We start from the raw sequence: 11,494 nt of genomic DNA on the forward strand, positions 1-11,494 counted from the left end.
AACGCTTCATTCCGTTCAGGAGAGTCCTCGGGCGTCACGTCCGGGACACGCTGTCCATGACAGAACCAGACAATCAACCCGATTCCGGCGGACAAACGTTCCGCAAGGTCCTCGGCTTTACCTTCCGGCACTGGTCCCGCCAGCCGGTGCGCGTCGCGGCCGTGGCCCTCGCCTCGCTGTTCGGCGCGCTCGCCGACGTGCTCACGCCGCACTACGCGGGCCAGCTGGTCGACGCCCTGAGCCGGGACGGCGCGGCCGGCAACGCCGCCGCGTGGCATGCGGCCGTCGTCGCGTTCTGGGCGCTCACGGCGCTGGGGCTCGGCGGCACGATCATGCGCCAGGCGGCCTACCGCAACATCATCGCGCTCACGCTGCGCATGATGAGCGAGATCGCCACGCACGCGTTCCACCGCGTGCAGCGCTTCTCGACCGACTGGCATGCGAACAGCTTCGCCGGCTCGACCGTGCGCAAGGTCACGCGCGGCATGTGGGCGCTCGATCTGCTCAACGACACGCTGCTCGTCGCCCTCTTCCCCTCGCTCATCATGCTGGTCGGCTCGACGGTCCTGCTCGCCCTGCAATGGCACGTGATGGGCCTCGTGGTCGGGCTCGGCTCCGCAATGTATCTGGGGATCACGGTCTCGCTCTCGCTCTTCTACGTCGCGCCCTCGGCACGCCTCGCGAACCAGTGGGACACGAGGATGGGCGGCGCGCTCGCCGACGCCATTTCGTGCAATGCCGTCGTCAAGGCCTTCGGTGCGGAGGCGCGCGAAGAGGCGCGGCTCGCGCGCGTCGTGTCGAAGTGGAGCAGCCGTACGCGGCGCACCTGGCGGCGCGGCACGCTCAACGGCGGCGTGCAGGGCGCGTTGCTCGTCGGCATGCAGGCGGCCATCCTCGGGGCCGCCCTCCTGCTGTGGGCGCGGGGCCTCGCGAGCGTCGGCGATATCACGTTCGCGCTGACGCTGTTCTTCCTGCTCAAGGGGTATCTGCGCGACGTCGGCATGCACGTGCGCAACCTGCAGCGCTCGGTCAACGACATGGAGGAACTCGTCACGCTCGACGCGGCGCCGCTCGGCATCGAAGACGAGCCCGACGCGCCGCCCATCGTGATCGATCAGGGCGACATCCGCTTCGAGAACATGACGTTCCGCTACGGCGCGGACGAAAGGGCGCTCTATGAAAACCTGACGCTACGCATCGCGCCAGGCGAGCGCGTGGGACTGGTGGGGCATTCCGGCTCCGGCAAGACCACGCTGATCAAGCTGATCCAGCGCCTCTACGACGTTACCGGCGGCCGCATCACGATCGACGGACAGGACATCGCGCGCGTCCAGCAGGCGTCGCTGCGCTCGCAGATCGCCATCGTTCAGCAGGAACCCGTGCTGTTCCACCGTTCGCTCGCCGAAAACATCGCTTACGCGCGGCCGGGCGCGACGCATGCCGAAATCGAGCGCGCGGCGAGACTGGCGAGCGCCCACGATTTCATCATGGCGCTGCCGCACGGCTACGACACGCTCGTGGGCGAGCGCGGCGTGAAGCTCTCGGGCGGCGAGCGCCAGCGCGTGGCGATCGCGCGCGCATTCCTCGCGAATGCGCCGATCCTGATTTTCGACGAAGCGACCTCCAGCCTCGACAGCGAAAGCGAAGTGCTGATCCAGCAAGCCATGGAGCGGCTCATGGAGGGGCGTACGACCGTGGTGGTCGCCCACCGGCTCTCGACCGTGCGCGCGCTCGACCGGCTGCTCGTGCTCGAGCGCGGGCGGGTGGCGGAGGAAGGCACCCACGACGCGCTCGTGCGCCGCGAAAACGGCTTGTACCGGCGACTGTTCGAGCGCCAGGCGCTGGAACTGACCAAGGGGCTGGCCGACGACGTGATCCTGCGCTGAAGCGGCGCGTTCTGGGCGACGCGCCCGTCCGCGTGGCGTAAAATGTGGCCTTTCAGTCAGAATCGCAGCCAGAATCCCAACATGACGCTCGCCTCCACCCCTGAGATCATCGCCGAACTCAAAGCCGGCAAGATGGTCATCCTCGTCGACGAAGAAGACCGGGAAAACGAGGGCGACCTCGTCATCGCTGCAGAGTTCGTGACGCCCGAGGCCATCAACTTCATGGCGAAGTACGGCCGCGGGCTGGTCTGCCTCACGCTCACGCAGGAGCGCTGCAAGCTGCTCAACCTGCCGCTCATGACCTACCGCAACGGCACGCAGTACGGCACCGCGTTCACGGTCAGCATCGAGGCCGCGGAAGGCGTGACGACCGGCATTTCCGCCGCCGACCGCGCCCGCACGATCCAGACGGCCGTCGCGCACGACGCGCGCGCCGAGCACATCGTGCAGCCGGGCCACGTGTTCCCGATCATGGCGCAGCCCGGCGGCGTGCTCGTGCGCGCGGGCCACACCGAGGCGGGCTGCGACTTCACCGCGCTCGCGGGCCTGACGCCGGCCGCGGTGATCTGCGAAGTCATCAAGGACGACGGCACGATGGCGCGCCTGCCCGACCTCATGGAGTTCGCGCAGGAGCACGGTCTGAAGATCGGCACCATCGCCGACCTGATCCACTACCGCAGCCGCACCGAATCGATCGTCGAGCGCGTGGCCGAGCGCACCATGCAAACCGCGCACGGCGCGTTTCGCGCGATCATGTACGTCGACCATCCCACGCGCACGCCGCATATCGCGCTCGTGCGCGGCACGCCCAAGCCGGGCGTCGACACGCCCGTGCGCGTGCACGAGCCGCTCTCGGTGCTGGATCTGCTCGAAACGGGCGCATCCACGCACTCGTGGACGCTCGACGCCGCCATGCGCGAGATCGCCGCGCGCGACCTGGGCGTGATCGTCATGCTCAACTGCGGCGATACCAAAGAACACCTGATCGACGTCTTCAAGGCGTTCGACCAGAAAGAGCGCGCGGAGGCGCTCGCACGCCGGCCCGTGGACTTCAAGACCTACGGCATCGGTGCGCAGATCCTCCGCGAACTCGGCGTGGGCCGCATGCAGGTGCTCTCGAAGCCGCGCCGCCTCGGCAGCATGTCGGGCTACGGTCTCGAAGTCACCGGCTTCGTGCCGATGCCAGGCAGCGAAGCGCAAGCACCCTGCCTGCCGGAAGCCGCTGATCCTGCTTCGTCGCGCGCCTGAAGTCGCGTCGCGCTCCTTTTACGCGTCACCACGCTCAACCGAACCTACGGACACCACATGGAAATCGGACAATACCAACCGAACCTCGACGGCGACGGACTGCGCATCGGCATCGTCCAGTCGCGCTTTAACGAACCCGTCTGCAACGGCCTCGCCGACGCCTGCATCGAAGAGCTCGAGCGCCTCGGCGTGACGGGCGAGGACGTGCTGCTCGTCACCGTGCCGGGCGCACTCGAGATTCCGCTCGCGCTGCAAAAGCTCGCCGAAAGCGGCCAGTTCGACGCCCTGATCGCGCTCGGCGCGGTCGTGCGCGGCGAAACGTACCACTTCGAACTCGTCTCGAACGAAAGCGGCGCCGGCATCTCGCGCGTTTCGCTCGACTTCAACGTGCCCATCGCGAACGCCGTGCTCACCACCGAGAACGACGAGCAGGCCGTGGCGCGCATGACCGAGAAGGGTCGTGACGCCGCGCGCGTGGCCGTCGAAATGGCCAACCTGACGGTGGCGCTGGAGCAGCTCGACGGCGGCGACGACGACGAGGAAGACGAGGAAGACGAAGAGGAACAGCAATGAAGAGCGCGCGCCGCCGCTCCCGCGAACTGGCCACGCAGGGGTTGTATCAGTGGCTGCTGTCGGGTGTGCCCGCCGGCGAGATCGACGCGCAGCTGCGCGGTTCGCAGGGCTACGACAAGGCCGATCACGAGCATCTGGATGCGATCCTGCACGGCGTGATCCGCGAGTCGGACGAACTGTCCGCCGCCATCGCACCGTGCCTCGACCGTCCGATCGAGCAGCTTTCGCCCGTCGAACGGGCGGTGCTGCTCGTCGCGACCTACGAGTTCAAGCATCACGTCGACATTCCGTACCGCGTCGTGATCAACGAGGCGGTCGAGCTCACCAAGACCTTCGGCGGCTCGGACGGCTACAAGTACGTCAACGGCGTGCTCGACAAGCTCGCGGCGCAACTGCGCGCCCCCGAAGCGCAAAACGCCCGCAAGTCGTAACAACGCGAGCAGCCGGGGCAACAAGGGGGCGCTCGGAAGCGCCTGAGCGCCCCGCCCCGCGCGTCGCGTGATCTGTCAGTACTGGAAATACCCGCATGAACACCGTTGCCGAACCGCTCCTGCGGCTAGCCGCGCGCGTCGACGAAATCCAGCCTTTCTACGTCATGGAACTGGCGAAGGAAGCCGCGAAGCTCGAACGCGCAGGACGCGACATCATCCACATGGGCATTGGCGAGCCGGATTTCACGGCGCCCGAGCCCGTGGTCGAGGCCGCGGCCGCGGCGCTGCGCCGCGGCGTCACGCAATACACGAACGCCCTCGGTATCCACGCGCTGCGCGAGGCGATTGCCGCGCACTACCAGCACGCGTATGGCCTTACGGTCGACCCGGCGCGCATCGTCGTGACGGCGGGCGCCTCGGCGGCGCTTCTGCTCGCCTGCACGGCGCTCGTGGACCGCGACGACGAAGTGCTGATGCCCGACCCCTGCTATCCCTGCAACCGGCACTTCGTGGCCGCCGCGGAAGGCAAGCCGGTGCTCGTGCCGAGCGGCCCGGAGGCGCGCTTCCAGCTCACCGCCGCCGACGTCGAGCGCTTGTGGGCGCCGCGCACGCGTGGCGTGCTGCTGGCTTCGCCGTCGAACCCCACGGGGACTTCGATCGAGCCCGACGAGCTCAAGCGCATCGTGCAAAGCGTGCGTGCGCGCGGCGGCTTCACGATCGTCGACGAGATCTATCAAGGGCTCTCGTACGATGCGCCGCCCGTCTCCGCGCTCTCGTTCGGCGACGACGTCGTGACCGTCAACAGCTTCTCGAAGTACTTCAACATGACCGGCTGGCGGCTGGGCTGGCTCGTGGTGCCACCCTCGCTCGTGGGCGCCTTCGAAAAGCTCGCACAGAACCTTTTCATCTGCGCCTCGGCGCTCGCGCAGCATGCCGCGCTCGCCTGCTTCGAGCCGGAGACCTTGAAGATCTACGAAGCGCGCCGGCTCGAATTCAAGCGGCGCCGCGACTTCATCGCGCCCGCGCTCGAATCTCTCGGCTTCACGGTGCCCGTAATGCCCGACGGCGCGTTCTACGTCTACGCCGACTGCTCGAACGTCGCGCACCCCGCCGCCGGCGACAGCGACGCGCTCACCCGCGCGATGCTGCACGACGCAGGCACCGTAATGGTGCCGGGCATGGACTTCGGCCTGGCCGCGCCGCGCCAGTATGTGCGCCTCTCCTATGCCACGGCATACGAGCGCCTGGAAGAAGCGGTCGGCCGGCTGCGTACCTTCTTCGGACGCTGATCCGCACCGATCGGAACTGGTCGAGCAATAGAAAAAGGCACCCTCGGGTGCCTTTTTCATGCTTTTTCGTTTGACCGCTCTTTCAGCCAGACGCCCGCGACGCTCACGCGCCCATTTCGGACGAACCGTGCTTCTGGGCCGCCGTGCTCGCGCTGGCGTCGTCCTGACCGGACGCGCTCTTCGGCGACGACGTCTTGTCATCCAGCGCGTGAGCGCTGTCGAGCGTCACGTGCACGCGCTTGTCGCCTGTGATGCTGGCCACTTTCTGCGGCGCGGGCGCGCTGGCCGTGCTGGTGACCGGCGCCTGCGGTGCGTTGACCGGCACATTGCGGCCGCGTGCGACGTCGCGCAGACGGCCGCGCTCGGCCATCACCTTGGCGCCATAACCACCGTCGTCCTGCGAGGTCGATCCGACGTACAGGCGCAGACCGCCCGGCAGCGAGCCGCCGCGCGCGATGCAATCCTTCAGCACCAGGGCGCCAACCTTGATGTTCGCGAGCGGATCGAGCGCCGCGCGCTGCCCGCCGAAGTACTGGAACTTGTCCGAGTGGACCTTCGACATGACCTGCATGAGGCCCTTCGCGCCCACACCGCTTTCGGCGAACGGGTTGAAGCCCGATTCGATCGCCATCACGGCGAGGATCAGGAGCGGATCGATCCCGACTTCGCGGCCGGTGTCGAACGCCGCCTTCACGAGCTCGCCCACTGGCTCCTGCGCCACGCGGTAGCGTCGCGCCAGATACGTGGCGACGAGCGCCTGCTCGCGCGCCGAAACGAGCGCGCGGTCGTCGCGTGCGTCGGCCGCGATGCGCTGGGGCGGAATCATGCGCGCGAGCGAACCCACACTCGGCAGCGCGCGCGGATCGAGGCCGTTGAGCGTCACGGCGTCGAGCGTGGCGATACCGCCGTTCGACACCGAGGTCGCAACCTTCGCGACAGTGCTGTCCGAACCCGCGGACGAAACGCCTGCATTAGCCGCCACATTGACCGCGTTGGGCAGATTGCGCGTATCGGGCACGAGCGCCGTCGGCAGCATCGCGCCATCGGCGTTGTCCTCGTGAGTGGCTACGCCCGGGGGCGCGAATGAGGGCAGCGGATTGCCTTGCAGCAGACGTGCCGGACCGGCCTGCACCGCCGCCGAGACGAACGGCATCAGGCGCGCGGCCAGCGTGCCGCGCCACGTGGGTAGCAGCCACAGGGCAAGCGCGAGCAGAACGGCACAACCGCCAACAATGCTGAACAGGTGGTGGCTCAAGCGGGTGCCACGACGCAGCAGCGCACGGAATCCAAGAGCTACACGCTCATCGGCGCGCCACCACGATAACCAGGTATTCATCTACAGATCTCCCATGTTGCATGATCCGGCAGATGGGTCGGCAGAAGCAGACGGCCAATCGCAGGATCAAGACACCGCGCGCCCTGGCTGGTGCGGCAGCGGCGTCGGGAAAACGGCAAGAATGCCGTGGGTGGAACTCCTCTCGACAATCAGGCACGCAATGTGCGCGCAGCGGGAGTTCTCACGCGAACAGCCAGCGCATGAGGAGCGCTGACGAGGAAAACCAATCTAGACCGTATGCAAGCCGTGCAGGGATTCGGCAAAACGGCGACGCGTTGCGTCTGAAGGACCGGGAAGGTGGCTAAAAATTTCAAACCCTGCAACCAATGTGGACGGATTCTAGCAGCCTGTTATAGATCGTCAATACTATAGAAATTCAAATCTATAACTATTTGTTATGATAAACGGTGTTCATCGGGCTCCAAACCGCGCGCCAGGCGCCGCAGCGCCCGGTTATGCGGACTCGCCGCGAACGAGCGCCACCCGACACAGGTAAAATCGACAATCGTAACCTTCTGTTACGGTCGCCCTTGTTGCTGGCCGTAATGCGCAGCCACCGATACGGCCCCGGAATCCTGCCGTGCGAATGGGCCTGCCGGTTGCCCACCGAGTTACAGTTGCCACGACCGACCCCGATGAAATACAAAGACCTGCGCGACTTCGTTGGTCGCCTGGAGACGCTCGGCGAATTGCGCCGCGTCCCGCAAGCTGTCTCCCCGGTGCTGGAGATGACCGAACTGTGCGACCGCGTCCTGCGCGCCGGCGGTCCCGCCCTCCTTTTCGAGAACCGTTCGACCCACGCGTTCCCCGTGCTCGGCAATCTGTTCGGCACACCTCGGCGCGTCGCGCTCGGCATGGGCATCGACACGCCCGACACCGCCAAAGAGGGCGACGGTGCCGCGCTCGAATCGCTGCGCGACGTCGGACGCCTGCTCTCGGCGCTGAAAGAGCCCGAACCGCCGCGCGGCCTGAAGGATGCGGGCAAGCTCCTCACCCTTGCCAAGGCCGTCTGGGACATGGCGCCGAAGACCGTGAGCGCGCCGCCCTGCCAGGAGATCGTCTGGGAGGGCGACGACGTCGATCTCGCGAAGCTGCCCATCCAGACCTGCTGGCCAGGCGACGCCGGCCCGCTCGTCACCTGGGGCCTGACGGTGACGCGCGGGCCCAACAAGACGCGCCAGAACCTCGGCATTTACCGCCAGCAGCTGATTGGCCGCAACAAGCTGATCATGCGCTGGCTCGCTCACCGGGGCGGCGCACTCGATTTCCGCGAGTTCGCGCTGAAGCACCCCGGCAAGCCCTATCCCGTCGCGGTCGTGCTCGGCGCCGACCCGGCGACGATCCTCGGCGCCGTTACGCCGGTGCCGGACACGCTTTCCGAATACCAGTTCGCGGGCCTGTTGCGCGGTGCCCGCACGGAGCTGGCGAAATGCCTCACGCCCGGCGTCGACACGCTCCAGATTCCCGCACGCGCCGAGATCGTGCTCGAAGGATTCATCTACCCGCAGGCGGGCGAGCCCGGCCCGGCGCCCGCCGGCGCACCGCCGCGCCCCGCCAGAGGCGCGAGCGCCGCCTACGAGCACGCGCTCGAAGGCCCCTACGGCGACCACACGGGCTACTACAACGAACAGGAATGGTTCCCCGTGTTCACGGTCGAACGCATCACCATGCGCCGCGACGCGATCTACCATTCGACGTACACGGGCAAACCGCCCGACGAGCCCGCGGTGCTCGGCGTGGCGTTGAACGAAGTGTTCGTGCCGCTCTTGCAGAAGCAGTTTCCCGAGATCACCGACTTCTATTTGCCGCCCGAGGGATGCAGCTACCGCATGGCGATCGTGCAGATGAAGAAGAGCTACCCCGGGCACGCAAAACGCGTGATGTTCGGTGTGTGGAGCTTCCTGCGCCAGTTCATGTATACGAAGTTCATCGTCGTGGTCGACGATGATGTCGATATCCGCGACTGGAAGGAGGTGATCTGGGCGATCACCACGCGTATCGATCCGGCGCGCGACACGGTGCTCGTCGAGAATACGCCGATCGACTACCTCGACTTCGCGTCGCCGGTGGCGGGCCTCGGTTCGAAGATGGGGCTCGATGCAACCAACAAGTGGCCCGGCGAAACGGACCGCGAATGGGGCCGGGCAATCGAGATGGACCCGGCCGTGAAAACCCGCGTCGACCGTCTCTACGACGAGTTGGGCTTGAGCCGCGGCTAGCGCTCAGGCGCCGCGCGACCGGGCATGATCCGGCGCGGCGCCCCACCCGAGGGGCCGGCCGATTCATCCGCGACGCCTGTTTCGCGACGCCGCGCTTACCGCATCGCGCCTCGCACACGGCAAGAGCCGCGACGCCAGGTGAACCTGAGGAGAGACGATGATGATGTTGTCCGCATCGGAGCGCCTGACGCAACTGAATGATCCCGCGCTCTTCAAGACCCGCGCGTACATTGACGGCGAGTGGAGCGGTGGTGCGGCGACGTTCGCCGTGCTCGACCCCGCCGACAACGCCGAAATCGCCCAGGTGCCCGACTTCGGCGCCGACGAGGCGAGGCGCGCCATCGCGGCCGCCAGTGCCGCGCTGCCGGCGTGGCGCGCGAAGACGGGCAAGGAGCGCGCGGCCGTGCTGCGGCGCTGGTTCGACCTCGTGATCGAGCACGCCGACGACCTCGCCGCGATCATGACCGCCGAGCAAGGCAAACCGCTCGCCGAAGCGCGCGGCGAAGTGGTGTATGGCGCGTCGTTCCTGGAATGGTTCGCCGAGGAGGCCAAGCGCGTGAACGGCGACGTGCTCGCGAGCCCCGCGAGCGACCGCAAGCTCGTCGTGCTCAAGCAGCCGATCGGCGTGTGCGTCTCGATCACCCCGTGGAATTTCCCGATCGCGATGATCACGCGCAAGGTCGCCCCCGCCGTCGCCGCGGGCTGCACGATCGTCGTGAAGCCGGCCGAGCAAACGCCGCTTTGCGCACTCGCGCTCGCCGAACTCGCGCAGCGCGCGGGCGTGCCCAAGGGCGTGTTCAATGTCGTCACCGCCGACTCGGCGAACTCCATCGAGGTCGGCCGCGCGCTGTGCGAGAGCGACGTCGTGCGCCATCTGTCCTTCACGGGATCGACGCCGGTGGGCCGCATCCTCATGCAGCAGTGCGCGCCGACAGTCAAGAAGATCGCGCTCGAACTGGGTGGCCACGCGCCCTTCATCGTGTTCGACGACGCCGATCTCGACGCCGCCGTGGAAGGCGCGATCATCTCGAAGTACCGCAACGCGGGCCAGACCTGCGTCTGCACGAACCGCTTCTACGTGCACGACAAGGTATACGACGCCTTCGTCGAAAAACTCGCGGCCGCTTCGCGCAAGATCAAGGTGGGCAATGGCTTCGAGAGCGGCGTCAACCAGGGGCCGCTGATCGACGATGCAGCCGTCGCCAAGGTCACGCAGCACATCGACGATGCGACGGCCCAGGGCGCGAGACTCGTCGCGGGCGGCAAGGCCAGTTCGGGCCGCTATGTCGAGCCCACCGTGCTCGCCGACGTCACGCGCGAAATGCTGATCGCCCGCGAAGAAACTTTCGGCCCCGTCGCCGCCGTGTTCCGCTTCAGCGACGAAGCCGAGGTGATCGGCCTTGCCAACGACACGGAGTTCGGCCTCGCCTCGTACTTCTACAGCCGCGACCTTGGTCGCGTCTGGCGCGTGGCGGAAGCGCTCGAGTACGGGATGGTCGGGATCAACACGGGGCTCATTTCGAATGAGGTCGCGCCGTTTGGCGGCGTGAAGCAGTCGGGTCTCGGACGCGAAGGTTCGAAGTACGGCATCGACGAATATGTCGAGCTCAAGTATCTGTGTATTGGCGTCTGAGGCACGTTTAAGGCGCGCTTGAGCCGCGCTTGAACCGCATTTGACGCCAACGTTCATGTCGCCCGCTTTCGCTCGCGCGGGTGGGCCGGCGCGGCATGCAATCCATACCAACAAGAAATCGTTTTCATGTCTCACGTTTCTCTGCTGTCCGATGGTTTTTTCCTGTCGCTTTCGCTTTGCCTCGACATTGGTCTCGTCAACGTCGCCATCATTTCGCTCACCCTCACACACGGCTTTCGGCCGGGCTTCTGGCTTGGCCTCGGCTCGTGCTTCGGCGATCTCATCTATGCCGCGCTGGCGCTGGCGGGCATGGCCGCGCTGCTGCAGTTTTCGGCGGTCCGCTGGATCGTGTGGATCGGCGGCTCCGCCCTGCTGCTCATGCTGACCTGGAAAATGGCACGCGAAGCGCTCTATCCTGCCTCGGCGCCGCCCGTGGAAGGCGAAGCCGATAGCGCCGCGCCGCTGCCGAAACCGTGGCGCAGCTTCGTGCGCGGCGTGGTGCTCGCGCTGTCGTCTCCGAGTGCGATTCTCTGGTTTGCGGCCGTTGGCGGCGCGCTCATCGCCAAGTCGGGCGCGACGAGCGCAAGTGCGGCGTCTATCTTCCTGCTGGGCTTTTTCGCGGGAGGCCTCGGCTGGACGCTTTTCCTATGCAGCCTCGCGAGTCATGGCCGCAAGCGCGCCGGCGCCGGCTTGCTGCGCGCCTGCCACGTGCTCTCGGCGCTGTTGTTCGCATACTTTTCGTACAGCGTGATCGTGCACGGCTACCACGATCTGATTCTGCAAGGCGCCGGCTCAACGTGATGGGGGTCAGGCATGTCCGGCTCGGGCGCAATAGGAAACGGCGAAACGCGGCGTGCGCCGGCGTTGCGCCGTTTCTGG

The 11,494-nt window shown here is 66.9% G+C and carries 9 protein-coding genes; 8 read left to right on the plus strand and 1 reads right to left on the minus strand.

The annotated features are described in order from the left end of the window. Positions 1-56 precede the first annotated feature (56 nt). From VSR34_RS10150 to VSR34_RS10170, 5 genes are all read left to right on the plus strand, one after another. Positions 57-1,886 carry an ABC transporter ATP-binding protein gene (locus tag VSR34_RS10150; protein WP_036018814.1) on the plus strand — a complete coding sequence of 610 codons (1,830 nt, stop codon included), beginning with the start codon at positions 57-59 and terminating at the stop codon, positions 1,884-1,886. Between the two features lie 81 nt (positions 1,887-1,967). Beyond that, positions 1,968-3,134 carry a bifunctional 3,4-dihydroxy-2-butanone-4-phosphate synthase/GTP cyclohydrolase II gene (gene ribBA, locus VSR34_RS10155; protein ID WP_028211568.1) on the plus strand — a complete coding sequence of 389 codons (1,167 nt, stop codon included), beginning with the start codon at positions 1,968-1,970 and terminating at the stop codon, positions 3,132-3,134. A gap of 57 nt (positions 3,135-3,191) precedes the next feature. Further along, complete coding sequence (gene ribH, locus VSR34_RS10160) at positions 3,192-3,707, plus strand: 6,7-dimethyl-8-ribityllumazine synthase (protein WP_028211567.1); 516 nt, start codon at positions 3,192-3,194, stop codon at positions 3,705-3,707. Continuing rightward, a complete protein-coding gene (gene nusB, locus VSR34_RS10165; protein ID WP_342962420.1) occupies positions 3,704-4,138 on the plus strand; it encodes a transcription antitermination factor NusB in 435 nt (144 codons plus the stop codon). Before ribH ends, nusB begins: the two co-directional genes overlap by 4 nt. Positions 4,139-4,233: 95 nt before the next feature. Then, positions 4,234-5,427, plus strand: coding sequence for a pyridoxal phosphate-dependent aminotransferase (locus VSR34_RS10170; RefSeq protein WP_342962421.1), 1,194 nt, complete (start codon positions 4,234-4,236; stop codon positions 5,425-5,427). Positions 5,428-5,530: 103 nt separating this feature from the next. Here the strand turns inward: VSR34_RS10170 and VSR34_RS10175 are convergent, their stop codons facing one another. After that, positions 5,531-6,763: a lytic transglycosylase domain-containing protein gene (locus VSR34_RS10175; protein ID WP_028211564.1), complete on the minus strand. Its 1,233-nt coding sequence runs from the start codon at positions 6,761-6,763 to the stop codon at positions 5,531-5,533. Between the two features lie 635 nt (positions 6,764-7,398). Here VSR34_RS10175 and VSR34_RS10180 point away from each other — a divergent pair. From VSR34_RS10180 to VSR34_RS10190, 3 genes are all read left to right on the plus strand, one after another. After that, a complete protein-coding gene (locus VSR34_RS10180) occupies positions 7,399-8,982 on the plus strand; it encodes a UbiD family decarboxylase (RefSeq protein WP_028230520.1) in 1,584 nt (527 codons plus the stop codon). Positions 8,983-9,145: 163 nt separating this feature from the next. Then, entirely contained in the window at positions 9,146-10,615 is a 1,470-nt protein-coding gene (locus tag VSR34_RS10185) for an NAD-dependent succinate-semialdehyde dehydrogenase (protein ID WP_028211562.1), read from the plus strand. Positions 10,616-10,741: 126 nt separating this feature from the next. Beyond that, a complete protein-coding gene (locus VSR34_RS10190; protein WP_342962422.1) occupies positions 10,742-11,416 on the plus strand; it encodes a LysE family transporter in 675 nt (224 codons plus the stop codon). The last annotated feature ends 78 nt before the right edge of the window (positions 11,417-11,494 follow it).

The organism is Paraburkholderia sp. JHI2823 (assembly GCF_038900695.1).
Lineage (GTDB): Bacteria > Pseudomonadota > Gammaproteobacteria > Burkholderiales > Burkholderiaceae > Paraburkholderia > Paraburkholderia mimosarum.

Coding starts and splice junctions, on each gene's coding strand:
- ribBA (WP_028211568.1), top strand. CDS start 1,968: ATGACGCTCGCCTCCACCCCTGAGATCATCGCCGAACTCAAAGCCGGC.
- VSR34_RS10190 (WP_342962422.1), top strand. CDS start 10,742: ATGTCTCACGTTTCTCTGCTGTCCGATGGTTTTTTCCTGTCGCTTTCG.
- VSR34_RS10170 (WP_342962421.1), top strand. CDS start 4,234: ATGAACACCGTTGCCGAACCGCTCCTGCGGCTAGCCGCGCGCGTCGAC.
- VSR34_RS10150 (WP_036018814.1), top strand. CDS start 57: ATGACAGAACCAGACAATCAACCCGATTCCGGCGGACAAACGTTCCGC.
- VSR34_RS10175 (WP_028211564.1), bottom strand. CDS start 6,763: ATGAATACCTGGTTATCGTGGTGGCGCGCCGATGAGCGTGTAGCTCTT.
- VSR34_RS10185 (WP_028211562.1), top strand. CDS start 9,146: ATGTTGTCCGCATCGGAGCGCCTGACGCAACTGAATGATCCCGCGCTC.
- ribH (WP_028211567.1), top strand. CDS start 3,192: ATGGAAATCGGACAATACCAACCGAACCTCGACGGCGACGGACTGCGC.
- nusB (WP_342962420.1), top strand. CDS start 3,704: ATGAAGAGCGCGCGCCGCCGCTCCCGCGAACTGGCCACGCAGGGGTTG.
- VSR34_RS10180 (WP_028230520.1), top strand. CDS start 7,399: ATGAAATACAAAGACCTGCGCGACTTCGTTGGTCGCCTGGAGACGCTC.